This is a genomic window from Lysinibacillus sp. FSL P4-0201 (assembly GCF_038593425.1).
Classification (GTDB): domain Bacteria; phylum Bacillota; class Bacilli; order Bacillales_A; family Planococcaceae; genus Lysinibacillus; species Lysinibacillus capsici.
Genome location: NZ_CP151995.1, coordinates 1,562,911 through 1,587,476 on the forward strand (window position 1 = coordinate 1,562,911; position 24,566 = coordinate 1,587,476).

At 39.4% G+C, this 24,566-nt stretch carries 20 protein-coding genes; 15 read left to right on the forward strand and 5 right to left on the reverse strand.

Annotation, left to right across the window (positions count from 1 at the left end; translation table 11 throughout):
- The first annotated feature begins 80 nt into the window (after positions 1-80).
- The 5 genes from panB (at position 81) to dinG (ending at position 7,498) form a co-directional block, all read left to right on the forward strand.
- The gene (gene panB / locus MKY76_RS07670; protein ID WP_066037629.1) at positions 81-917 is read left to right on the forward strand and encodes a 3-methyl-2-oxobutanoate hydroxymethyltransferase; all 837 of its coding nucleotides are present in this window, start codon (positions 81-83) and stop codon (positions 915-917) included.
- The gene (gene panC / locus MKY76_RS07675; protein ID WP_054550960.1) at positions 917-1,771 is read left to right on the forward strand and encodes a pantoate--beta-alanine ligase; all 855 of its coding nucleotides are present in this window, start codon (positions 917-919) and stop codon (positions 1,769-1,771) included. The genes panB and panC overlap by 1 nt, the downstream gene beginning before the upstream one ends.
- Position 1,772: 1 nt before the next feature.
- Positions 1,773-2,156: an aspartate 1-decarboxylase gene (panD, locus tag MKY76_RS07680; RefSeq protein ID WP_009370842.1), complete on the forward strand. Its 384-nt coding sequence runs from the start codon at positions 1,773-1,775 to the stop codon at positions 2,154-2,156.
- A gap of 228 nt (positions 2,157-2,384) precedes the next feature.
- On the forward strand, positions 2,385-4,544 hold the full coding sequence (locus tag MKY76_RS07685) for a 5'-nucleotidase C-terminal domain-containing protein (RefSeq protein ID WP_115673436.1): 2,160 nt from the start codon (positions 2,385-2,387) through the stop codon (positions 4,542-4,544).
- A 182-nt stretch (positions 4,545-4,726) separates the two neighbouring features.
- Positions 4,727-7,498 (forward strand): ATP-dependent DNA helicase DinG, encoded by a 2,772-nt coding sequence (gene dinG, locus MKY76_RS07690; protein WP_048389865.1) that lies wholly within the window; start codon positions 4,727-4,729, stop codon positions 7,496-7,498.
- An 82-nt stretch (positions 7,499-7,580) separates the two neighbouring features.
- Here dinG and MKY76_RS07695 read toward each other — a convergent pair whose 3' ends face one another.
- On the reverse strand, positions 7,581-8,231 hold the full coding sequence (locus tag MKY76_RS07695) for a TetR/AcrR family transcriptional regulator (protein ID WP_103119060.1): 651 nt from the start codon (positions 8,229-8,231) through the stop codon (positions 7,581-7,583).
- A 323-nt stretch (positions 8,232-8,554) separates the two neighbouring features.
- Between MKY76_RS07695 and MKY76_RS07700 the strand changes: the two genes are divergently transcribed.
- Positions 8,555-10,588, forward strand: a complete 2,034-nt coding sequence (locus MKY76_RS07700; RefSeq protein WP_115673434.1) for a CocE/NonD family hydrolase — start codon at positions 8,555-8,557, stop codon at positions 10,586-10,588.
- A 22-nt stretch (positions 10,589-10,610) separates the two neighbouring features.
- Entirely contained in the window at positions 10,611-11,909 is a 1,299-nt protein-coding gene (locus MKY76_RS07705) for an MFS transporter (protein ID WP_328012053.1), read from the forward strand.
- 150 nt (positions 11,910-12,059) lie between these two features.
- On the opposite strand, the gene MKY76_RS07710 is transcribed toward MKY76_RS07705, so the two are convergent.
- Complete coding sequence (locus tag MKY76_RS07710) at positions 12,060-12,287, reverse strand: diguanylate cyclase (RefSeq protein ID WP_342557893.1); 228 nt, start codon at positions 12,285-12,287, stop codon at positions 12,060-12,062.
- A gap of 296 nt (positions 12,288-12,583) precedes the next feature.
- Between MKY76_RS07710 and MKY76_RS07715 the strand changes: the two genes are divergently transcribed.
- The 5 genes from MKY76_RS07715 to MKY76_RS07735 all read left to right on the forward strand — a co-directional run bounded on the left by MKY76_RS07715 (position 12,584) and on the right by MKY76_RS07735 (position 15,835).
- A complete protein-coding gene (locus MKY76_RS07715) occupies positions 12,584-13,351 on the forward strand; it encodes an isocitrate lyase/phosphoenolpyruvate mutase family protein (protein ID WP_048389871.1) in 768 nt (255 codons plus the stop codon).
- A 25-nt stretch (positions 13,352-13,376) separates the two neighbouring features.
- Complete coding sequence (locus tag MKY76_RS07720; RefSeq protein ID WP_054550722.1) at positions 13,377-13,952, forward strand: Ada metal-binding domain-containing protein; 576 nt, start codon at positions 13,377-13,379, stop codon at positions 13,950-13,952.
- Positions 13,949-14,863 (forward strand): DNA-3-methyladenine glycosylase, encoded by a 915-nt coding sequence (locus MKY76_RS07725; RefSeq protein WP_066037634.1) that lies wholly within the window; start codon positions 13,949-13,951, stop codon positions 14,861-14,863. The genes MKY76_RS07720 and MKY76_RS07725 overlap by 4 nt, the downstream gene beginning before the upstream one ends.
- Positions 14,850-15,335: a methylated-DNA--[protein]-cysteine S-methyltransferase gene (locus MKY76_RS07730; protein WP_054550724.1), complete on the forward strand. Its 486-nt coding sequence runs from the start codon at positions 14,850-14,852 to the stop codon at positions 15,333-15,335. Before MKY76_RS07725 ends, MKY76_RS07730 begins: the two co-directional genes overlap by 14 nt.
- Before the next feature lie 182 nt (positions 15,336-15,517).
- Positions 15,518-15,835 (forward strand): DUF378 domain-containing protein, encoded by a 318-nt coding sequence (locus MKY76_RS07735; protein ID WP_048389879.1) that lies wholly within the window; start codon positions 15,518-15,520, stop codon positions 15,833-15,835.
- Between the two features lie 92 nt (positions 15,836-15,927).
- Here the strand turns inward: MKY76_RS07735 and MKY76_RS07740 are convergent, their stop codons facing one another.
- The 3 genes from MKY76_RS07740 to MKY76_RS07750 form a co-directional block, all read right to left on the reverse strand.
- On the reverse strand, positions 15,928-17,448 hold the full coding sequence (locus MKY76_RS07740) for a CoA-acylating methylmalonate-semialdehyde dehydrogenase (RefSeq protein WP_281216732.1): 1,521 nt from the start codon (positions 17,446-17,448) through the stop codon (positions 15,928-15,930).
- Between the two features lie 13 nt (positions 17,449-17,461).
- Positions 17,462-18,823: an aspartate aminotransferase family protein gene (locus MKY76_RS07745; protein WP_112117682.1), complete on the reverse strand. Its 1,362-nt coding sequence runs from the start codon at positions 18,821-18,823 to the stop codon at positions 17,462-17,464.
- Between the two features lie 172 nt (positions 18,824-18,995).
- The gene (locus MKY76_RS07750) at positions 18,996-20,165 is read right to left on the reverse strand and encodes a PucR family transcriptional regulator (RefSeq protein ID WP_048389885.1); all 1,170 of its coding nucleotides are present in this window, start codon (positions 20,163-20,165) and stop codon (positions 18,996-18,998) included.
- Positions 20,166-20,305: 140 nt separating this feature from the next.
- Here MKY76_RS07750 and MKY76_RS07755 point away from each other — a divergent pair, with 140 nt between their 5' ends.
- From MKY76_RS07755 to MKY76_RS07765, 3 genes are all read left to right on the forward strand, one after another.
- Positions 20,306-21,550, forward strand: coding sequence for a Zn-dependent hydrolase (locus MKY76_RS07755; RefSeq protein ID WP_257961408.1), 1,245 nt, complete (start codon positions 20,306-20,308; stop codon positions 21,548-21,550).
- Between the two features lie 44 nt (positions 21,551-21,594).
- Complete coding sequence (gene hydA / locus MKY76_RS07760; protein ID WP_342557619.1) at positions 21,595-22,998, forward strand: dihydropyrimidinase; 1,404 nt, start codon at positions 21,595-21,597, stop codon at positions 22,996-22,998.
- A gap of 99 nt (positions 22,999-23,097) precedes the next feature.
- Positions 23,098-24,465 (forward strand): NAD(P)-dependent oxidoreductase, encoded by a 1,368-nt coding sequence (locus MKY76_RS07765; protein WP_259950056.1) that lies wholly within the window; start codon positions 23,098-23,100, stop codon positions 24,463-24,465.
- Positions 24,466-24,566: the final 101 nt, after the last annotated feature.

Below are 24,566 nucleotides of genomic sequence, written 5' to 3' on the forward strand. Positions count from 1 at the left end.
GAACGACACACTACCCTTCTGTCTGTTTTCGGCCAGAAGGGTTTTTCTGTTTTCTTCCTTTAAAAAAGGAGGACTACAAAATGAAAACGACAACAGATTTTTTAAAGATGAAAGCGGCAGGCGAGAAAATAGTGATGGTGACGGCCTATGATTATCCAGCTGCTAAATTCGCGGAAGAAGCTGGCGTTGAGATGATACTAGTCGGGGATTCACTTGGAATGGTCGTGCTTGGCTATGATTCTACAATGCCTGTAACTGTAGCGGATATGGTTCATCATGCAAAAGCAGTAAGACGAGGGGCAAAGGATACGTTTATAGTCGTTGATATGCCCTTTGGTTCTTATCATGGCGATGTCAATGAGACACTCAAAACAGCCATTGCGATGATGCAACAAACAGGAGCAGATGCTTTAAAGGTTGAGGGGGCAGGTGAAGTTATACCTGTCATTCGTAAATTAACGTCAGCTGGTATTCCAGTAGTAGCTCACTTAGGCTTGTTGCCTCAATCAGCGGGAGTGCTTGGTGGTTATAAGGTACAAGGAAAAACAGCTGAACAGGCTGCTACACTGCTTGAAGAAGCAAAACAATGCGAAGCGGCTGGAGCATGTGCAGTCGTGTTGGAATGTATCCCTCATCAGCTGACAGAAATTGTTTCAGCTAGTCTTGTTATTCCAACCATTGGCATAGGCGCTGGTATTGAGGCTGATGGACAAGTGCTGGTGTATCATGACATGCTAAGCTACGGTTCACACCATGTACCGAAATTTGTTCAACAATTTGCTGATATGGGCAAAGAAGCAAGCGCGGGGATGATGGGTTACGTAGAAGCAGTGAAAGCGGGTACTTTCCCAGCTCCAAAGCATTTCTTCACAATGAAAGAGGAAGCATTAGATCAGCTATATGGAGGCGTTAAATGATGAAAGTCATCACGACCATACAGGCATTAGCCACAGAAATTCAAGCAGCTAAGCATGCTCAAAAAACGATTGGACTTGTTCCGACAATGGGCTATTTACATGAAGGTCATTTAACATTAGCACAAACAGCTCGTGTAGAAAATGATGTCGTTGTGATGAGTATATTTGTCAACCCAACACAATTTGGGCCAAATGAGGATTTTGAAAGTTATCCTCGTGATTTGCCAAGAGATACTGCATTAGCTGAATCTGTGGGCGTTGATATTGTGTTCGCACCAAGTGTGGAAGAAATGTATCCTCAAGATGGAGGGATTCGTCTACATGCAGGTGAGCAGGCTACCATTCTTTGTGGTGCAAGTCGTCCTGGTCATTTTGATGGCGTTTTACAGGTTGTCTCTAAATTATTTCATTTAACACTGCCAACAAGAGCTTATTTCGGTCAAAAAGATGCACAGCAGGTTGCGATTATTGCGACAATGGTACGTGATTTTAATTTCCCTTTAGAAATGCGTGTTGTCCCAATTGTACGCGAGGAGGACGGTTTAGCGAAATCTTCTCGTAATGTCTATTTAAGTGAGTCAGAGCGACAAGAGGCTCCAGCAATCAATGAAGCATTACAGTTGGCTCGCGATAGCTTTTTAGCGAATGGTGATGCTGATAAAGCACTTGCAAAAGCAAAAGCTCATATTCATGCAAGAACACATGGCCGCATTGATTATATTGAATTATTAACATATCCAGATTTAACACCAGTGACAACTGCAACTCAGCAAGTTCTGTTGGCAGCAGCTGTTTATATAGGTAAAACACGTTTAATCGATAATTGTATTTTTACTGTGAAAGAGGGACTATAGTATGTTACGTATGATGATGAATAGTAAAATCCACCGTGCAACAGTGACACAGGCAGATTTAAACTATGTAGGCTCCATAACAATAGATGAAGATATTTTAGATGCAGTAGGTATGCTGGCAAACGAAAAAGTACATGTTGTTAATAACAATAATGGCGCTCGTTTTGAAACATATATTATAGCTGGTGAACGAGGATCAGGTGTCATTTGTGTTAATGGCGCAGCAGCAAGACTTGTGCAGCGTGGTGATATTGTCATTATTATTTCCTATGTGTATGTGGATAATCATGAGGCAAAAGACCATCAACCAACTGTAGCCATCATGGGAGAGGGCAATACAATTAAGGAAATGATCGCACACGAGCCAGAAGCAACTGTGATGTGAATTCAGCCATAGAATAAATTAATACTAGAGAGGAGGATGGCAAAGCATAGCCAATCCTCCTTTTTTGCGATTACGTTTATATCAAAAGTTACTGGCAAAAATTTGCTTTTATTACTATTAAACTAGTTAACAAAATTATAATTTTACAAATGTTCTAGTATTTTGCGTCATATTTATGTAGAATTTAGTTGTTAGTACATCATTTTACTAGTGGAGGTATCATTTGTCATGGAAAATAAACGTAACAAATTTTTAACAGTAACTGCAGCAGCATTGGCTGTAACAGCGGTAGCGGTAGTACCAGCATCAGCAGCAAGTCCTTTTTCGGATGTAAAGGAAAGTCATGCAGATTTTGAAGGCATTTCTACACTTTATGCAGCAGGGATTATTAGTGGTTACCCAGATGGTACATTCAAACCAGATACAAATGTCACACGTGGACAAGCGGCAAAAATGATTGCAGGCGCATTAAAATTGGATACAAAAGAAGTAGAGGATCCAAAATTTACGGATATTAGTGCATCAAATCCTTATTATGGCTCAATTGCAGCCCTTGTAGGATTAAATGTCATTACAGGCTATGGAGATAATACTTTCCGTCCAAACCAAACAATTACACATGGTGATTTAGCAAAAATTTTAGCATCTATCCCAACATTACCAGAGCTAGAAAGTGCAAAAAATCATGAGGCTAGTGAAAAAGTTACACGTGGACAACTGGCAACATTCATTGCTGAGGCTCTAACAAAATCAAACCCAGAAACTCCAGAGACTCCAGAAACACCAGAAACACCAGAGACTCCTGAAACACCAGCAGATGCATTCTCATTATCGATTTTACATGTGAATGATACACATGCTCGTGCAAATGAATTACCTAAATTGGCGACAGCTGTAAAAGAACAAAGGGAAGCAAAGAAAAATGTTTTAACATTACATGCTGGCGATGCATTTAATGGTACATTATATTTCAATGAATTCCATGGACAAGCAGATCTAGCGCTATTAAATGAAATTGGCTTTGATGCAATGGTATTTGGTAACCATGAATTTGATTTAGGTGCCTCTCCAGAAGGTCATCAAGCATTAGCGGATTTTGTTAAAGGGGCTAAATTCCCATTTGTGGATGCTAATGCTGATTTCTCAGCAGATGATAAATTCACTGGTTTATTTACAGACTTAATTTCAAGTGAACCTGAAAATGGTAAAATTTATTCTGGTATTGTAAAAGAAATTGATGGAGAAAAAGTTGGTATTTTCGGCTTAACGACTGAGGAAACGGTTGATATTGCTTCTCCTGATAAAGTAACATTTACAAATTATATAGAGGAAGCGAAAAAAGCTGTGGCAGCCTTTGAAGGAATGGGTGTCAACAAAATTATCGCTTTAACACATATTGGCTACAATGATAATCCGAATGTTGATAATGATATTTTACTAGCTAAAAATGTACCAGGTATTGATGTCATTGTTGGCGCACATGATCATACAAAATTAGACGAGCCATTCGTTGTTGATACAAATACAGTAGGTGAAGCGAAGGATGCTACATTAATTGTACAGGCCAATGAGTATGTAAAATACTTAGGTACGCTTGATGTAACATTTGATGGAGATGGCATAGTTACTGAATATGGTGGCGAATTAATCGACCTTGGTAAGGTAGCTGAAGACGAATCATTAGTAAAATTACTAGCACCTTATAAAGCAAAAGTAGATGAAGTGAACAACAAAGAAATAGGTGTAACACTAAAAGAAGCTTTAGCTAACCCACGTGCAAGTGAAACAAGTCTTGAAAGTGTGCGTAGTAATGAAACAGCCCTAGGTAATATCATTACAGATGGTATGCTAGCAAAGGCACAAAAATATACTGATAAAACGGTTGTAATGGCATTACAAAATGGCGGTGGTATTCGAGAAGCAATTCCAGCTGGGAATATTACTGTTGGTCAAGTAATTACAGTATTACCATTCGGTAATACATTAGCATTAATGGATGCAACAGGTGCTGAGCTAAAAGCAGCATTTGAAGTGTCCTTGAAAAATGCACCTAAAGAAAATGGTGGCTTCTTACACATTGCTGGAGCGAAATTACAATATGATTCGTCAAAAGAAGTAGGCTCACGTGTTGTATCTATCGAATATTTAGATAAAGCAACAGGTAAATATGTTGCTATTGAAGATGGTAAAACTTACACAGTAGCTACAAATGCCTATACTGCTAAAGGTGGAGATGGCCTAGATATGTTTGCTAAAGCATATGAAGAAGGTCGTGTTACAGATTTAGGCTTATCTGATTGGGAAAACCTTCAAGAGCAATTACTATCACTTAAAGAAGTGAAAACAACAACAGAAGGTCGTATTGTTGATGTAGCAAAAAAACAATAAGCGTAACGTTGTTTGAGTAAGCACTCCATAACGATTCCACAACGCAACCTTAGGGGATTGATTTCTCCAAGGTTGCGTTTTTTGTATGGATGCGGTGATTCAACAAAGAGGAGAAAGGATGCCGCAGAGCCAATAATATGATAAAATTCAACTTATCTAATGTGAACTGTGAGTTGAGATGTATGATGGAAAGTCAAAAATATGCAATTGTAGATTTGGAGACAACTGGTCATTCACCAGCCAATGGGGACCGGATGATTCAAATTGCCATTGTTATTATGAAGGATTGGGAAATTGAGCGTACCTATACGAAGTTCATAAATCCAGGGAAAGCTATTCCCACTTTCATTCAAGATTTAACGCATATAACGAATGAGGATGTAAAGGATGCCTTCCCATTTGAAGCGCATGCGGATTACATATATGAGCTACTTGCTGACTGTGTATTTGTTGCACATAATGCAGATTTTGACTTATCCTTTTTACAAGCAGAGTTTAAACGTGCTGGACTACCGAAATGGCAAGGTAAAAAAATGGATACGGTGGAGCTAGCTAAAATTTTGTTCCCTATGTCCCTTGGTTTTAAGCTAGGGGATTTAGCGGCCGATTTAAATATTGAGTTAGCAAATGCTCATCGAGCGGATGACGATGCTCGCGCGACAGCGGAGCTATTCAAGCATTGCTGGAAGGAGCTACTAAGTTTACCACAGCTTACACTTGAACAGATGCATAAGCGTTCCTTTCGCTTAAAATCAAATATTTCTCAGCTTTTTTTTGAGGCGTTGCAAATTAAGCGCCAGCATACGACGGGCCGCGAAAATGTACACTATTACCGTAATTTTGCGATTGGCAATGGCCGAAATAAGCATGAGCATGTGACAGAAACGATTGCCTACCCTCAATCAGTAGATGAGAAAATAACTTTAATGTCAAAGGCACTGCCAAATTTTGAGGAACGTCCTGCACAATTTGACATGATGGACACGATTTGGCGGGCATTACATGAACAACAGGAGTGCGTGATTGAAGCTTCTACGGGTATTGGTAAAACTGCTGGCTATTTACTTCCAGCCATCTTATTTGCCCGTGCTGTCAATAAAAAGATTGCCATCAGTACGTATACTTCCTATTTACAAGAACAGCTTGTAGAAGAAGAGCTACCAAAGATCGAAAAAATCCTTGGGACAAAGGTGAATTTGTGTGTGCTGAAGGGAATGCAGCATTATATTGATCTCGATCGCTTTGAGCAATGTATGGCATATGCTGATGAATCCTATGATGATACATTTACTATTTTACAAATACTTGTGTGGTTGACCAAAACAGAGACTGGTGTGTTGAGCGAGCTCAATGTTTCTGGTGGCGGACAACTGTTTTTAGAGAAAATCCGAAAAATACCGAATGACAAGCCTTCAAAGGGCTTTGATTTCTATGAGCAAGCTTTAAAGAACAGTGCAGTTGCTGACTGTATTGTAACGAATCATGCCATGGTTTTAAGTGATTTAGTGCGTCAAACACCACTTTTTACAGAAATAGATGGCTGGATTATTGACGAGGCGCATCAATTTATTCAGGCAGCTATGCAGCAGGATGAAGTAGTCTTCTCCTATACACAATGGAAGTATATTTTTGGACAAATTGGTACGATGGAGGACACGGCTTTATTTCAACAGTTTTGCCAGGCAGCGAAGAGAAAACAGCGAGTAGCCATGCAAAATTTACAGCATCTTGATGCACAATTCATACGTTTGCAGCGGACATTTGATGAAACAATCCAGAGAACTATTCAAAAATTGCAACAGCAAATGAAAGGGAAACAAGCAGGTAGTAAATGCACCTTGTTTTTAGAGGATGTTTCATTTGCGAAAGAAACGTTTGCACAAGTAAGCAAACTAACCCAGCAATGGCTGGATCTCGCTACTAGCATTACACAGTCGTTCGAAAATGCGATTGAGCAGCTAGATAAAAACGATCAATATGTATTATCTGAATGGCAATATTGGATTCGAGAAGTGAAGATAAAAATTGCTGAATGGGACGATATTTTTCTGTCACCACAGGAAGGCAATTCTGTTTGGTTAGAATTTGATGTACGGAGTGTCCCTGGCAGTCTCCATGTTTTTAAGAAGCCTGTCAATGTGACGCCGATAATTGAAAAAGTATTAGCACCTTTACGTCAGCAAGCGAGTATTGTTTGGACATCAGGCACATTAACGGTACCAGGCAATGAGCGCTTTGTTACACGCCAGCTAGGCATTTCTGATAATGTTGAAGTCTTGAAACTACAAGCTCCACCAGCCTACTATGCTGGGGCTAAGGCATTTATCGTCACCGATATGCCAGATATTCAGCATGTCAGCCAAGAAGAATACATTGAGGCTGTTGCCCATGCAATTACGCGGACTGTTCGAATGACAGAAGGGCGTTGCTTTGTACTCTTTACAGCACAGGATATGCTACGAAAAACAGTTGAGCTTATCCAAGATAGTGAACTATTAGATGATTACATGCTATTTGCACAAGGTGTTACAGGAGGTAGCCGTATGCGCATTCTAAAATCCTTCCAAAAATTTAGTCATGCCGTTCTATTTGGCACAAACAGTTTTTGGGAGGGGGTAGATGTTCCAGGAGATGCACTTGCCTCTGTTATTGTCGTACGATTACCATTTTCTTCACCAGAAGAGCCTGTTTTTAAGGCGAGGGCAAAGCATCTAACTACTCTAGGCCGCAATTCCTTTACGGAGCTTTCCTTACCAGAAGCGATCATGAGGTTTAAGCAAGGCTTTGGTCGATTAATACGTTCTTCGCAGGATAAAGGAGCTTTTATTGTCCTAGACCGACGAATTACTAGTAAGTCATATGGGAAAGAGTTTATTAAGGCATTACCACCTATCGATGTAAAGAAATTGCAGCTACCCGAATTGTTAAAGGAACTAAATCATTGGCAAAAATAGCAGAAACCCCTTTTAGCATTGCTAGAAGGGGTTTTTACGTATTGTAGAAGCGTTTAAAGAAAGGCAATTGCTAGTATGATTCTCATTGCTTATTTTTAGTTTGCTCATCAAAAAGGTTAGCATTACGAACGATTTCTGTAATATATTTCATAGTGATTGCCGTTGCTTGTTTGGCATCATAACTTTTGCGATTATTCAATAGGTTTGTAAACATACCTTGCCAAATTAATAGTGTGATTTCATTGATGGCATCAACATTGCCTTCAGTTAAGTAGCCTTCTTTTAAAGCGATCTCTAACATAGAACGCCCTCGTTTCGTTAGACTGTGTTGAAATAAAATGGTCTTTAAATCATCAGGGATATTGATTAAATCATTGGGGTAAAAATTATAATAATTTTCCAATAGTGCTTCTGGTGTTTCCCCTAAATCCATGATAAAGACTGCGTGAAAAATCTGAGGTTGTTTGAAGGAATATTGACAAAAGCACTCCCAAGCCAATAAGTATTTTTCAATAGGATCTTTGCCTCTTTCTATGTAGCGAGCAACTTCGTTGGTATAATCTTGCATGCATCTCATCGATGCAAAAAATAGAAGATGCGAGACTTCTGAAAAATAATTGTAGATAGTAGCACTGTTGTAACCTGCTTTATCAGCAACCTTTCGGATTGTGACATTTTCCAGCCCTTCTTCTTCGATGATTTCCGCAGTGGCATCTACAAAGTATTTCCACATACGACTCCTTTGTATTTCCTTTTTCTTCAAAGTAATATCCCCCTAACAAACAATTAATTACTGTAAAATCATTAATTAAATGTATATATTTACCTTCTTGTAGCTGATTTAAACTTATTATAGCATAGCAATTTTAATTATCTTCTTTCATTATAGCATTAGCTTTTGTCATTTTCAGAGTTGTGCATTAGAATTTCAGGTGATATACTAATCACAATTATTTTATAATCATGATTACTAAATAATCAAGATTCGGAATAATTAGACGAAGAGGATGTTATAACTAGGAGTCTTGCACTTAGACACAAGGGGAGGATTATACAATGAGTAAAAAAATTGTGACACAATTTGAGTGTACATATGAAACGATTGAAAACACATGGATCGAGTTAGCAGACGGCACAAGGCTTTCAAGTCGTATCTGGCTACCAAATGTAAAATTGGGAGAGAAAGTACCAGCCATTTTAGAGTATATTCCTTATCGTAAAACAGATGGGACAAGAGCAAGAGATGAGCCTATGCACGGTTATTTTGCAGGACATGGTTATGCTGTTGTGCGAGTGGATATGCGAGGTTCAGGTGAGTCAGATGGTTTATTAAAGGACGAATATCTAAAGCAAGAGCAGGATGATGCCCTTGAAGTCATTGAATGGATTGCTAACCAAAGCTGGTGTGATGGCAATATCGGGATGATGGGGAAATCGTGGGGCGGATTTAATTCTCTACAAGTAGCAGCTCGTCGACCAAAGGCGTTAAAGGCGATTATTACCGTAGGCTTCACGGATGATCGCTATAACAATGACATTCACTATAAGGGTGGTTGTTTATTAAATGATAACTTCTGGTGGGGCGCTATTATGTTAGCCTACCAGTTACGTCCAATTGATCCACATATTGTTGGCGATAGCTGGCGTGATAAGTGGATGGAACGATTAGAAAATATGCCTTTATGGATGGCACAATGGATGGAGCATCAAACAAGAGACGATTATTGGAAACATGGTTCAGTTTGTGAGAATTATCAAGACATAGAAATCCCAGTTTTTGCGCTAGATGGCTGGGAAGATTCCTATACAAACACAGTCTTAAGTTTAATGGAAGGGCTTTCTGTTCCGAGAAAAGGCATCATTGGCCCATGGGCACATGTTTATCCCCACGATGGAGTGCCGGGTCCAGCAATGGGCTTTCTACAAGAAGCTGTGAAATGGTGGGATCATTGGTTAAAAGGAATAGACAACGATGTAATGGATGGACCAATGGTGAATGTCTGGGTAGAAGAGAGCATGGAGCCATCCGTTAAGAAACCAATTAGCAAAGGCTATTGGGTTGGTTTAGAATCGTGGCCAGCAGCGGAATCGATACAAACTAAGGTGTATCAACTGACACATGGAAAACTAGTAGAAAACCGTAGTGAGCAACAAGAGCAAGTCCTACTAAAAACTCCTCAAAATCATGGACTTTTATCTGGTGAATGGATGGGCGCTGGCGTACTAGGTGAAAGTCCAGCAGACCAACGATTAGATGATGGAATGGCCATGGTTTTTGAAACGGATAGGCTAGAGAAAGCCTTAGAGATTGTGGGCTATCCAAAATTTGAAGTGGAATTAATGAGTGACAAACCACATGCAATGCTATTTGCACAGCTATCAGACGTAGCACCCGATGGAGCTGTCACTCGTGTATCCTATGGCGTGATGAACCTGACACACTTAAATGGGCATGATCATGTTGACCTGTTAACACCTGGTGAAAAAGTGAAGGCCTTTGTTCAGTTAGATTGCTGTGGCCATCAATTTAAAGCGGGGCATCGTTTACGCCTATCCTTAGCTACAACGTTTTGGCCGATGTTTTGGCCAATGCCAGAAGACGCTACATTGACATTAAATCTAGAAACGGCTACCTTATCATTGCCAACCTTCCATGGTCAGCAGGTAGTAGGACCTAATATGAATGCTGAAAGTGCACCATTAACGCCAATCACAACGCTGCAAGAAGGAAGAGTTGATCGTTCTATATCCTATGATATTTTAACAGATACATGGACATGCATTACAGATGGGGTTGGAGGCGTATTTGGTGAAGGTATTTATCGCTTTGATGATATTGATGTCACTGTAGAACATAATTTGAAACGAGAATTAACCTTAACGAATGCTGATCCACTGTCAGCTCAGTATACAATCTATCAAAAGATGAAAATTGGTCGTGAAGGCTGGTGGATTGACGCGGATATTACGGTTACCAAAACATCCGATCAGGAAAACTTCCAAATTGTTGGGGAAATGGTCATCAAAGAAAATGACAAACAAGTCTTCCATAAGGAATGGAATCAAAAAATTAAACGTCATGGCTTGTAAATAACATATAAGGGGTAAACATATGGAAGCTAAGTTAAAAAAGAATACAGCTACTTTAGTTATTTTAGCTGTTTCAGGTGCCTTAATTTACGCATTGCCTTATTTTAGAAACTACTATTATGATGTCTTTCTGGATGCATTTCATTTAACCAATACACAAATGGGGACACTTGGTAGTGCGTATGGTATTTGTTGTTTAATTTCCTATATTTTTGGAGGATTTTGTGCAGATCGTTGGAAAACGAAATATTTATTAACCATTTCTTTAGTAGCCACAGGATTATTAGGGTTTACATTATTATTGTATCCACCCTATCCAGTACTTCTACTGATTCATGCTGCTTGGGGAATCACGTCCATTATGACGTTCTGGGGAGCATTAGTAAAAGCGGTTCGTTCTTTAGGCTCTGAAAATGAACAAGGAAAAGCTTTTGGATTTTTTGAAGGCGGACGTGGTGTAACCAACATTATTCAATCTGCTGTGATTTTAGGGATCTTTGCTTTTTTTGCAAAACATATGAGTGATAAAATGGCTCTTTCAGCAGTTATTACGGTGTATTCTGTGATTTGTCTTTTGTTGGGCCTCATGATTATGATGCTGTATAAAGATCCAGATCAAGCAACTGTCAGTCCAGAAGATAGAGAGAGCAGTAAAACGTTTGATTGGGCAGTCCTTTGGAAAGTGTTGAAGATGCCAACTACCTGGCTTGCGACTATACTTATCTTTACGTCCTACGCGATGATTATTAGCTATTATTACATTACACCTTATGCAACGGCCGCATTTGGTGCGTCTACGTTAATTGCTGCGGCTTTGGGCTACTTCTCGCAATATTGTCGTCCAATTGGTAGTTTTAGTGCAGGAATCATAGGAGACCGGATTGGTGTGTCGAATATGGTGTTAATCGGCTATATTTTATTAGCACTTGGTTTAGTAGGGCTCATTTTATTACCAGGAAAAGCTTCTTTTATCCTTATGCTTTTAGTGTTCATTGGGATTATCTATACATCTATGTATGCTTTGCAAGCGATGCATTTTGCAATTCTAGTAGAAGGCGATTATCCAGTAGAATCAACAGGGACTGTGTCCATGCCACTGATGATAATTGGTTATAGTGGTGAAATCTTTATGCCAATTATTGCAGGTGCTTGTTTAGATTACTGGGGTGGCACAGCGGGCTATAAAGTATTCTTTGGTATTTTATTAGGCTTAGCTATTATTGGATTCATTACAGTAGTCATTTGGCAGCGTGTGACGAAAGAAAAACGCCGAGAAATTGCTTTACAACGAAAGCTTTCCAAGGAACAGGCACTTACTTAATTTAATTTAATTTAGAACTAACATTGGTTTCTTCCAAAGCCAGCTTTTTTAAACATAATGATGGATAGCTAAAAAGGCTGCGAATTGTTTTTTACTATTTATACAAGTTGATTATTCACAAATCAATATGTAAACAGAGAAACAGAGGCGTCAAGGTAATGACGCCTCTGTTTTTGTCTCCGGTTTTGTATGATCCAGTAAAAATTCCACACGATTTCCACCATGGTGTTTGGCCTGATATAAAGCCTTGTCACATCTAGATAATAAGGAATGAATTGTATCACCCCTCACAAAGCAAGTCACTCCAATAATGATATACATATCAATGCTATCTAGTTTATCTGTTAACTCTAGCCAATGGGATTCATTTTTATCTATTCAAAGATCATGGACATCACTCAATATATCTTCGATGGAGACCATTTTGGAATTAAATGCTGTCCTAACACAAGAGGATCTAGCAGCTTATCTGTTGGGCTGATTGCACTAACAGGGGGGATGAGAGCGAACATAACTAGGATAATAAGTGTGAATAAATTTATTTTTCTGACTATTGTATTTTCCATGTTATTTGCTAAAACATTATTATAGACCATAACAGCAAGATTGAGGACGAAATAAAAGGATAGTTCCTGATAATATAAGGTCTAACAAACAGCATGGAGGCTTATATTATGTCAAAAATTCAGCAATTTTATGATTTACATTTTTCACAAGAGCTATTATTTATTGGGAATGCTTGGGATGTTATATCAGCATTAACATTAGAAAAGGCAGGCTTTCAAGCAATCGGTACAACAAGCTGGGGCATAGCGAACTCACTTGGCTATGCAGACGGTGAACAAATCGATTTTCAACGACATCTAACAATTATTCAATCCATTACAGAGCAAGTCAAGATACCCGTATCAGCAGATATAGAAGCGGGGTATGGCCATGATGAACAAAGTATTATCGACAATGTTTTGAGAACGGCAGATGTAGGAGTAGCAGGGATTAACATTGAAGATTCCCTTAAACATCAAACAGGCTTAAGGAGCATAATTGAACACTGTTATTTATTAACAAACATGAGGAAAGAATTAGATAATCATGGCTATAAAGATTTCTTTATTAATGCTCGAACAGATACGTATTTTCAATTAGAGCAACCATTTGAAGAAACAATAACAAGAGCAAAAGCTTATATTGAGAGCGGAGCAAGTGGTATATTTATCCCAGGCTTAACAGATGCCAATGAAATAAGCGCGATGACTCGTAATATAAATGCGCCCATCAATCTTCTTTCATTACCTAGTTTAACGAATGTCAAGCTACTAAAAGAATTAGGGGTGAAACGCTTTAGCTTTGGAAATGCACTTTCAGATAAAATAATTGCGCATTTAACACAGCATGCTGCACAATTATTAAAAGACCAAGATACTTCTGCGTTATATATATAGTCGATGGGAATGAGGTGAGATAATCGTGGACAATGCCATCAATTTATCTTTTGAGGAAAAGTGGGAAAAGATTATAACATGTGATCAAACCTATGATGGGCTTTTTTATACAGCGGTTAAAACTACTAAGATTTATTGCCGTCCTTCCTGTAAATCCAGAAAGCCGAAAAAGATGAATGTTGAATTTTATGAAGATATCCAAAAGGTAGAGGCGGCTGGCTATCGGGCATGTAAACGATGTCAGCCTGAAATAGAACATTCCCCACACACGCAATTGATTAAAAATGTCACGACTTTTATTATGAACGCATATAAACAAAGAGTGACTTTACAGGATATGGCGGAGCATGTTGGCCTCAGTCCCTTTCACCTTGAACGACTATTTAAACAAGAGACTGCTGAGACGCCTCGAACGTATTTAGAGAAAATCAGAATTGATAAGGCTGCCCATCTATTAAAACATACCGACTTTACAAATTTAGAAATATGTTATGAAGCTGGCTTTCAAAGCCCATCTAATTTTTATAAAGTTTTTCGACGGCTGAAAAATTGTTCGCCTACAGAATACCGTAACCTATCGTTGCAGGGGGACATGATATGAAATGGACAAACGATGTTGGCTATTTAGTTATCGAGTTACCACAAGCATTTAATTATAGAGAGTGTTTGCAGTTCTTAAAGCGCTCACATCACGAAATACTTCACCATATAAAGGATGATGTGCTCTACAAATTATTGAAGATTGATGAACAATTTATTTTATGTGAAATAACTGAACAAGCACATAAAATAATAGTAATATTTCCAATGAAACAGCCAGCTAGCCATGAACAGGCGATCATCGCACAATATATCGCAGAGTGGTTTGATTTAACAAAGGATTTGCAGGGGTATTACCAGATGGCTGAAAACGATCAAATCCTAAAGCCACTTGTGAAGAAATATAACGGATTACGGTTAATCGGGATTCCTGATTTATTTGAAGCATTAGTTTGGGCAATTATTGGTCAACAAATAAATTTAACTTTTGCCTATATGTTAAAAAAGAGATTTGTCGAGCATTTTGGAGAATATGTTTACTTTGAGGGGCAAAGCTACTGGCTGTTTCCAACGCCAGAGAGAATAGCCGTTATTGAGGTAGATGATTTAATCCACCTCCAATTTACACGGAGGAAATCAGAATACATTATTGATATTGCCAAAATTATCGCAAGCGGACAATTGACAAAAAATTTGCTGTGGCAACAAGAGGACTACGAAGCCATGAAAAAACGATTAATGGACATTCGAGGAATTGGTGCATGGACAGCAGATTATGTGCTTATGAAATGTCTGCAACAACCGACAGCATTTCCTATAGCAGATGTAGGTCTACATAATGCTTTAAAAATACAACTAGCATTAGAACGAAAACCAACAATTGAAGAATTAAAGAACTATGCGGAACATTGGCAAGGCTGGCAAGCTTATGCCACCTTTTATTTATGGAGGTCACTGTATGAAACGGTATAAATTAGATTATTCATCACCAATTGGGATTATAGAAGTTGAGGGAAGTGATACAGCAATTGATGCCATTAACTTTGCAGAGCGAGAGCAGGTCGTCAATACTCCTCAGCAAGACACACCTGAAGTTTTACTAGAATGTGTTAAGCAATTGCATGAGTATTTTCTAGGTGATCGTCAGGAGTTTTCATTTCCTTATGTTTTTCGAGGTACAGATTTTCAACAAGCTGTTTGGCATGTTTTACCGAGTGTAGGATTTGGTGAAACGGCTTCATATAAGGATATCGCCATTGCTATTAACAATGAAAAAGCTGTAAGGGCTGTTGGTAGTGCGAATGGTAAAAATAATATCAGCATTGTTGTGCCATGTCATCGAATTATCGGCTCCAATGGAACGCTGACAGGTTATGGAGGCGGGATGTGGCGCAAAGAATGGCTGCTTCAGCATGAGCAGACACATAAAAAATCATCCAAGTAACGCCATTCATCAGAGTACGTCATTTCGCCATTTGTACACAGTATAAAAAAGAGGTTATTGCAAAAAATAAGACCGTCAAAATGGCGGTTGTAATGACTAGTCTTTGTCATTTTATCGCTTCTTATGACACCTCCCTGCTAAGAAATATAGCTTGGAGTATTGAAAATAAAGGAGGTGTACACATGAGCGTGCTTTATAGAATCGCCTTAGTACTAGTTATTATAGGTGCAATCAACTGGGGACTCATTGGATTCTTTAGATTTGATTTAGTGGCTTATTTATTTGGTGGACAAACGGCGGTCTTATCTCGTTGGGTTTATGCACTCGTTGGTCTTGCTGGGCTAATTTCGATTCCTATTCTTGTAAAGCGATTTGAAGACGAGGATGATGTAGATACATTTACTCGTATGGATAGAAATCCTAGTTATGGCATGGAGGCTGGAGAAGAAACAGATTTCTCAGAAGTAAGAAAAACGGAAGAGAAAAAAGAGAACAAATAGTTAAACTGTAAAAACTAGTGACCATGTTGTCGCGTCAGTTTTTTCAAAATATTCGCGTAGCTATTGACTACGCGAATATTTATTTTTTAGGATTAGTCCTGATTACTTGGAAATGCAAAGGAAGAGGTAACGTCATTCCCTTGTTCTATCCATTTTTCTGAAATGGTTTTCGCTTTTGTGAAGAAACGTACTTGGTCAGGTCCAAACATATGCCCCTCACCAAATCTTGAACGTTTCCAGCCACCAAAGTTATGATAGCCTACTGGAATAGGAATGGGTACATTGACACCTACCATACCTACTTCAATTTCAGTGGTAAACTTTCGAGCTGCTGCACCATTGTTCGTAAAGATGGTTACACCATTTCCTAATTCATGGGCATTAATAAGGGCTATAGCTTCCTCTAATGATGCCACGCGGACGACATTACGTGCAGGTCCAAAAACCTCTTGTTCATAAATTTCCATTCCAGGCTTTACATGATCGAGTAATGTAGGTCCAAGATAGAAACCGTTCGATTGTTTGGAAATTTCCGGATTTCGCCCATCGCAGACCAATGTTGCGCCTTCTTCTAGGCTACGATCGATATAGCCAATGATGGCATCCTTTGATTGCTGAGTAATGACTGGTCCAAAATCAACTTCGGCATCTGTATAGGGACCCACTTTTAATTTGGCAATTTTATCGGCAAGAATACCCACTAATTTATTGGCTGTATCCTCCCCAACAGGAATAATGGTTGACAGTGCCATACAACGCTGGGAGGCAGCTCCATAGGCAGCCCCTAAAAAGGCATTTGCTACATGCTCTAAGTCAGCATCTGGCATAACCACCATATTATTTTTACCTCCCCCAAGTGCTGTGACACGCTTCCCATGTTTAGAGGCTGTAGCATAAATGGCTTCTGCAACTGGCGTAGAGCCTACAAAGGAAATCGCTTCAATGGCAGGATGGCATAACAGCTCATTAACAGCATCTTTGTCTCCATTAATAACAGTCCAAACCCCATCTGGTAAGCCTGCCTCTTTCCACAGCTCTGATAAAAATAATGCTGAGCAAGGAACCCGCTCTGACGGCTTCAGAATCACACAGTTTCCTACAGCCACCGCCATACTTGTAATTGCTAGCGGTACCATGACAGGGAAATTAAATGGTGAAATAGCCGCTACAATGCCTAATGGTTCTTTCAGAGAATAGGCATTGATATGACCACCAACATTCACCGAATACTCTCCTTTAAGTAAATGGGGGGCATTGATAGCTAAATCAACAGATTCTAAACCGCGAGTAATTTCGCCCTTGGCATCCTCAATCGTTTTGCCACTCTCTGTACAAATCATATCAATTAGTTCATCGATATTTTCTGTTATGAGTTGGCGGAATCTAAGGATAATTTCAGCTCGTTTACCAACTGATAAGGCACGCCAAGCAGGAAAAGCCGCTTGGGCAGCAGCAATCGCTTCCTGTACCTCTTGTTTTGTTGCCAAAGGTACGCGAGCAATGACAGTACCTGTGCTTGGGTTGTAAACATCTGAAAACTGACCGCTTTTCCCTTGAACTGTTTGTCCATTGATAAAATGACCTAAATCCTGTATGTCTGTATTCGTTACCATCTAGCTATTCCTCCTACAGTTTAATAGAATGTAAGGCTTGTACAAATTTTTCAACAATGAAATTCGTCTCGTCTGAGGAAATAATCAGAGGAGGAGATAAGGTTAACACATTATTGAAACCTGCCACGGTTACCCCATTTTTCCCAATGAGTAACCCTTGTTCCTTACATTGTGTGATCACTTTGTTCACAAGTGTCATGTCGAGCGGTGTTTTGCTATCTTTATCTTGTACTAGCTCTACGCCAATTAATAAGCCTTTCCCACGAATATCCCCAACATTCGGGTGCTCCTTTAATTGCTCCTGTAATGTAGTGAGTAATGTAGCACCTAGTGCAGCCGAGTGGGCAAATAAATTTTCTTTTTCCATTATTTCAATATTTTTTAATGCGACGGCACATGCTGCTGGTGATCCACCGAATGTGTTGACATGACGGAAAAAGTCATATTCCTCAGTTCCAGCAAACGCCTCATAAATTTCACGACGAACAGCTGTAGCAGACAGTGGCATATAAGCGCTTGTTAAGCCTTTCGCCATAGTCACAATATCAGGCTGGATGCCGTAGTTTTGGAATCCAAAAGCTTTGCCTGTACGACCAAAACCACAAATAACTTCATCGACAATGAGTAGTGCGCCATGCTTCTCACAAACAGCTTTAACTCCCTGTAAGTAGCTGTCGTGGGGCATAATTACACCACCGCCAGTAATAATAGGCTCCATAATGACTGCTGCTATGGAATCTGACATTTCCCAAGTCATGACATGATCGATTGCTTGGACGGATGGTAATGCACAAGGGTCCTTACTTTGAATATGGTCTTCATTGGCACGATAAGCGTCAGGTGGAGTGACATGTAAAAAACCTGGTGCCAGTGGCTCATATTTATACTTTCGTTGAGCTTGTCCAGTTGCTGCAAGAGCACCCATCGAGCTACCATGATAGGCCCGGTAACGAGAAATAATTTTCGTTCGATTGACGTGACCTTTTTGTTGATGATATTGTCTAGCTATTTTGAAGGCTGCCTCATTTGCCTCGGAGCCACTATTGGAGAAGAAGACGACATAATCATCCCCTAAAAGCTCATTAATTTTTTCACTTAATTGAATAGCAGGGATATGCCCAACAGATAATGGGGTATACGTATTTTCTAGCAATTGCTCATAGGCAGCTTTGGCAATCTCCTCACGTCCATAGCCAACGTTTACACACCATAAACCTGCCATTGCATCTAAATAGCGCTTGCCTTCAATGTCAGTAATCCATGCCCCTTTAGAGGATTGGACGATCATTGTTGCATTTGGATTGTAGGGCTTCATAGAATGCCATACGAATTGTTCATCTTTTACTTGCCAATTGGGACTTGTTACATTTGTCACGAAGCTTCACTCCTTCTAAACAGGTAGTTGATTAGCATGCATATGTTCTCCTCAGATGTGGACAACAAAAATGCGCAGTTGCCCCCATTTGTACTTTATATGTATGCTTCAAGAATTTTAGAAGGAGTATTTAATGAGAAAGATAATTCAGTTAATTTAATGTTGTGACAGGCTATTGATGCATTAACACATCCTCAATTAAAAAGGCAATATACAAATTAGTCTTCGTAAAGGGATTGCTTAAGTCCATATCTAATAGCATTTCAATTTTCTTAATTTTATAGAGGACGGTGTTTCGATGTATAAATTGACGTTCACTAATCCTGCTTGTACTGCCATTTTCCTCAACAAAAATACGTAAAAAAGGTACATAGTCTGTCCCATGTAGTTCATCATAGCGGTAAAGTTGTCCTAAAATATCCTGACTAAACGATTTCATTAGGGGCTGATTTTTCACAGCCATCAATATTTTATAGGCACCGATTTCTTTGTATTTATACAAATAACGATTGTTATGAAGCTGTGCTAAATGGATGACGGTTAAGGACTCATCATAGCTTTGGCGAACATTTTCTAGCTCTTTATGAAAGTTACCTTTGCCGATAATAATATCCAAGTAACCATTTTTTAGCGTGATTTTTTCATAGATTTCTTCTACAACTTTTGAGAAGGGTATATTAGGTGTATTGATTTGTGCTTTATCAATTAAAAAGATGAGGTGATTTTTATGCTTTAATTTTAAGAAGCGTTGATAGCGATTTTGAAAAGCGAATTGGATCATGACCTCATAACGGTCAATAGCTGCTTTGGAGCCAATGGTTGTACAAGTTATGATCGCTAATTCTCTTCCTTGAGGAAATCCTAGCTGTGCTAGTTGATCTTTCATTGTGTTAGTGTTTTGTTTGTAATGAAATAGTAGATTGAAAAGAACCTTTTCTTCGATAGAAAGCTCTTGATGGTGATTGGCAATAAATTGAAAGGTAGTTTTTAATAGATCAGCAATGCGATAATTCCATGGCATTTGAAAAATTGGGAAATCATGTTGATTGGCAAAAGAGATGACGGCTTCTGGAATGCTAGGAATGAATGGTCCTGTATTAATGATAAAGCCAGCTACTTTTTTCGTGTATGCCTGTTTGACAAGATGTTCCAAGGAGTCTTGCTGCGCATCTAAATTAATACCTGTTGTGACGACTAATTCATTGGGTCTACAAAACATGATTAAATCACTGCTTTCCACAACATTAATACCAGTAACTCTGCGATACGTACCACTATGTCCAGCGACTAATGTGAGCATTGGGAAATGAACTCCCTCTACAATTTTACGAATCGTCCCCATACGTTCCCCCCTTAATTATGAACATAACTTACCATATATGATGTGCAGTTGCACATATTTTTTTAGTTTACTATCCATATCTCACAAATTTTATCTATTTTAGAATGTTTATTAACTACTGTGAAAGAGAGGACTTGCATATGTATAAATGTAATAGTAGACGATTGCAAGAGTTAATTGAACAATTTAGTCAATTTGGGGCCACCGAAAATGGTGGCGTCACACGTTTGTCTCTTTCGAATGAGGATGTATTAGCAAGAAACTATTTTTGTGAGTGTTGCAAAGCGTTAGGAATGGATATTCAGGTGGACGATATGGGCAACATTTACGCCACTCTTCCTGGTAAAAAGAATGTGCCACCCATTGTCATGGGTTCCCATCTAGATTCAGTAGAAAAAGGTGGAAGATTTGATGGTGTGTTAGGTGTACTAACAGCGATCGAGGCCATTCGAACAATAAAGGAAAATGATATCGAAGTGGACATTCCTCTTACGATTGTCAATTTCACGAATGAAGAAGGGGCACGTTTTGATCCAGCCATGATGAGTTCAGGCGTCATCACCTCAAAATTTGACAAAGAAAAAATGCTCCAATCTACAGATAAAAACGGCATTCGTTTTCAACAAGCTTTACAAGCAAGTGGCTATGAGGGAGAGCAAGCCAATCGTCTGAAGGAGGCACTTGCTTATATCGAATTGCATATTGAACAAGGGCCAGTATTAGAAGCAAAACAGCAGGAAATTGGTGTGGTTGAAGGTGTGCTAGGCATGGTCTGCTATGAAATTACAATTAGTGGGCAATCAAACCATGCAGGTACAACCCCAATGTCAATGCGTAAAGACCCAATGATTGTGGCATCAACCATCATTAAAGAGCTATATGAACAATTAGGAAAAATTGACGAACAACTTGTTTTTACTTTTGGTCGTATGAATGTTTCCCCGAATATTCATACCGTTATCCCAAATAAGGTGACATTTACAATTGATTCACGTCATCAAAAGCCAGAGGTCATGCAACAGGTTGAGGATATTCTCAACGCGCTTCCTGAGACAGCGGGCGGATGCCATATTCAGCCTGTCAAGTTATGGGGCAGAGATACCGTGTATTTTGATAGTGCGATTTGCAATGAAGTAGAAAGAGCTTGTCAAAGCTTTGGCTATTCATCTCATCGTATGTTTAGTGGCGCTGGACATGATGCACAGTATATGGCAAGTATGGTTCCTTCCGCGATGATTTTTGTTCCAAGTATTGAAGGGAAGAGTCATTGTGAAGAAGAGGAAACAGCCTTTGAAGATTGTGCAAAGGGCGCAGATATTTTATTGGAAACGGTGTTAACGCTACAAACGAAGTTTAGTATGGGCGAAACATATACACTGCATTAACTATCAAGCATTCTCTAATTTTGTGATGAAGGGTGAGAGGCATAGTGAAAAAAATCATTAAAGGTGGACGAGTAGCAACTGCTGCTGATGTATTTGAGGCAGATATTTTAATTGAGAACGGTAAAATTGTTCAAATTGGACAAAATTTAACGGATGCTGGCGCTGAAATAATTGATGCTACAGGCAAGTACGTATTGCCTGGTGGCATTGATCCCCATACGCATTTAGACATGCCATTCAATAACACGGTGACGGATGATGATTGGAAATCAGGCACCATTGCAGCGGCTTTTGGTGGGACAACTACTATTTTAGATTTCTGTTTAACAGCAGGAGAAGAAAAATTATCGACAGCCGTAGAGAAATGGCACGACAAGGCAAAAGGAAAGTCTGCTATTGACTATGGCTTCCACTTGATGATTGGTGATCTAACACCTGAAACCGAAGCTGAATTACCACAATTATTAGAGCAAGAGGGCATTACTTCTGTCAAGGTCTTCATGGCTTATGCAAAAGAATTCCAAGCGACAGATCGTACACTATTTAAAGCCTTTAAAATCGCTAAGGATCTTGGTGCGATAGTGATGGTCCATTGTGAAAATGGCTCTGTTATAGATGAGCTAGTAGAGGAGGCAAGACGTGCTGGACATAAGGAACCGATCTATCATGCACTAACTCGTCCAGCGGAATTGGAAGGAGAGGCAACAAAGCGTGCTATCGAATTAGCGCATATAGCTGGTGCGAAGCTCTATGTGGTGCATGTGACATGTAAAGAAGCGGTAGATGAAATTATTGCCGCTCGTGAAAAGGGCTATGATGTTTTTGGTGAAACTTGTCCACCATATTTAACACTCGATCAATCCGCATTAGCGCAACCAGGCTTTGAAGGAGCCAAATATGTTTGGTCACCGCCACTTCGTCCTAAATATCATCAAGAACATTTATGGAATGCCTTAAAGGCAAAACAGCTACAAACGATTGGCTCAGACCAATGCTCCTTTAGCTTTAAAGGTAAAAAGCAATTAGGCTTAAATGATTTCTCGAAAATTCCAAATGGCGGACCATTCATTGAAGACCGCTTCAGTATCTTATACTCTGAGGGCGTGGCAAAAGGCAGAATTTCCATCCATGAATTTGTTGATATGATCTCTACTAGTGCCGCAAAAATATTTGGTTTATTCCCGCAAAAAGGAACGATTGCAATTGGTTCAGATGCGGATATCGTCATTTTTGACCCAGAGGCACAGCGTCAAATTTCAGCTAAAACACATCATATGAATGTGGACTATAATCCATATGAAGGCTGGGAGGTAACAGGTGAGCCTGTTAGTGTACTCGTACGTGGGGATTATGTCATTAAAAATAAAGAATTTGTAGGTGTACTTGGCAGTGGACGATACATTAAACGTCCATTAAAAACAGTAACTGCGGAAGCTCTAAACATTTAGCTTCCTACAGGATAGGACCGATTGTTTTGACTGGAGAGCAAAACAATCGGTTTCGTAATTAGGGTACGGAAAAAATGAACACATGAGGGGGATGTGGAAATGGTTCCGATTCAAGAAAATGCAATGACCGTGCAGCTTAGACGTAATTTTGTGGAATTAAAAGGTAAGATGACAAAGAATGAGGCTATTGAGGAAGCCAATCGTTGTTTGTATTGCTATGACGCACCATGTATTAAAGCATGTCCAACAAGTATTCAAATACCAAATTTCATAAAAAAAATTGCATCTGGTAATATGAAGGGTTCGGCTACGACTATATTAGAAGCAAACCCAATTGGTGCAAGCTGTGCAAGAGTTTGTCCAACGGAAGAACTGTGTGAAGGGGCGTGTGTCTTAAATTCTTCAACAAAGCCAATTAAAATTGGTGAGTTACAACGTTATGCAACGGATTGGGCAATGGAAACCAATGCTCAGCTATTTAAGGCAGGTCCACATAATGGACAGAAAATAGCCATTGTAGGGGCAGGTCCTGCTGGTTTGTCGGCAGCTCGTGAGCTCAGTCGTTTAGGCTATCAAGTAACTATTTATGAGGCTGAAGCGAAGGCAGGTGGCTTAGGAAGCTATGGGATTGTAGCATTCCGATTACCAAATGATGTCGTAGATTGGGAAGTAGAGCAGATTGAACAACTCGGTGTGGACATTCAAACGAATACAGCTGTAGGTGTGGATATTTCTGCTGATGAAATTTTGGCTCAGTATGACAGTGTGATTTTAGCTGTCGGTATGGGTGCTGTCCCAAATTTGGGCATTGATGGGGAAGAATTAGAAGGGGTACATGATGCCATTGAGTTTATTCGAAAAACAAAAATGGGACCGCTTACAAATGATATTGTAGGGAAACGAGTAGCCGTAATCGGTGCTGGAAACACGGCGATAGACGGTGCTACAAGTGCGGTGCGTTTAGGCGCAGATAATGTACAAATTCTCTATCGTAGAACAGAAAAAGAAATGACAGCATACAAATTCGAATATGAATTTGCCAAGCAGGATGGTGTGGAATTTAAATGGCTAACTGCACCTAAAAAAATTATTGGCAATGAAGCAGGAAAGGTGACAGGCATTGAATGTGTGAAAATGAAGCTTGGTGAGGCAGGTCCTGATGGTCGACAACGCCCTGAAGAAGTAAAGGGCTCCAATTTTATCATTGAAGTGGATGCTGTTATTAAAGCCATCGGGCAAACTCGTTTTGTATCGTTAATTGAAGCCTTTGGTTTAGCTCATACAAATGGTGTCGTAGACATTGATGAGACAACAATGCAAACGTCCAATGACAAAGTATTTGCATGTGGAGATGTTGTCTTTGGTAATGGACAGGGTGAAGCGATGGTAGTGACCGCTGTACAGCAAGGAAAAGATGCAGCATATAAGATTCATGAACGTTTAAGAAAACCAAGTGAGATTGCATAAAGTGAACCTTCAATCAGGGAGGCTCTTCCTCCACTGATTGTTAGATTCATCAATCGGGTTTATACAGGCTGTTAATCCCCCATCTGAATGATTACATTAGC

What these genes read in the sequence shown, in the direction of transcription:
- panB (WP_066037629.1), top strand. Translation starts at nt 81, where the DNA reads ATGAAAACGACAACAGATTTTTTAAAGATGAAAGCGGCAGGCGAGAAA.
- panC (WP_054550960.1), top strand. Translation starts at nt 917, where the DNA reads ATGAAAGTCATCACGACCATACAGGCATTAGCCACAGAAATTCAAGCA.
- panD (WP_009370842.1), top strand. Translation starts at nt 1,773, where the DNA reads ATGTTACGTATGATGATGAATAGTAAAATCCACCGTGCAACAGTGACA.
- MKY76_RS07685 (WP_115673436.1), top strand. Translation starts at nt 2,385, where the DNA reads ATGGAAAATAAACGTAACAAATTTTTAACAGTAACTGCAGCAGCATTG.
- dinG (WP_048389865.1), top strand. Translation starts at nt 4,727, where the DNA reads ATGATGGAAAGTCAAAAATATGCAATTGTAGATTTGGAGACAACTGGT.
- MKY76_RS07695 (WP_103119060.1), bottom strand. Translation starts at nt 8,231, where the DNA reads ATGTGGAAATACTTTGTAGATGCCACTGCGGAAATCATCGAAGAAGAA.
- MKY76_RS07700 (WP_115673434.1), top strand. Translation starts at nt 8,555, where the DNA reads ATGAGTAAAAAAATTGTGACACAATTTGAGTGTACATATGAAACGATT.
- MKY76_RS07705 (WP_328012053.1), top strand. Translation starts at nt 10,611, where the DNA reads ATGGAAGCTAAGTTAAAAAAGAATACAGCTACTTTAGTTATTTTAGCT.
- MKY76_RS07715 (WP_048389871.1), top strand. Translation starts at nt 12,584, where the DNA reads ATGTCAAAAATTCAGCAATTTTATGATTTACATTTTTCACAAGAGCTA.
- MKY76_RS07725 (WP_066037634.1), top strand. Translation starts at nt 13,949, where the DNA reads ATGAAATGGACAAACGATGTTGGCTATTTAGTTATCGAGTTACCACAA.
- MKY76_RS07730 (WP_054550724.1), top strand. Translation starts at nt 14,850, where the DNA reads ATGAAACGGTATAAATTAGATTATTCATCACCAATTGGGATTATAGAA.
- MKY76_RS07735 (WP_048389879.1), top strand. Translation starts at nt 15,518, where the DNA reads ATGAGCGTGCTTTATAGAATCGCCTTAGTACTAGTTATTATAGGTGCA.
- MKY76_RS07740 (WP_281216732.1), bottom strand. Translation starts at nt 17,448, where the DNA reads ATGGTAACGAATACAGACATACAGGATTTAGGTCATTTTATCAATGGA.
- MKY76_RS07750 (WP_048389885.1), bottom strand. Translation starts at nt 20,165, where the DNA reads ATGGGGACGATTCGTAAAATTGTAGAGGGAGTTCATTTCCCAATGCTC.
- MKY76_RS07755 (WP_257961408.1), top strand. Translation starts at nt 20,306, where the DNA reads ATGTATAAATGTAATAGTAGACGATTGCAAGAGTTAATTGAACAATTT.
- MKY76_RS07765 (WP_259950056.1), top strand. Translation starts at nt 23,098, where the DNA reads ATGGTTCCGATTCAAGAAAATGCAATGACCGTGCAGCTTAGACGTAAT.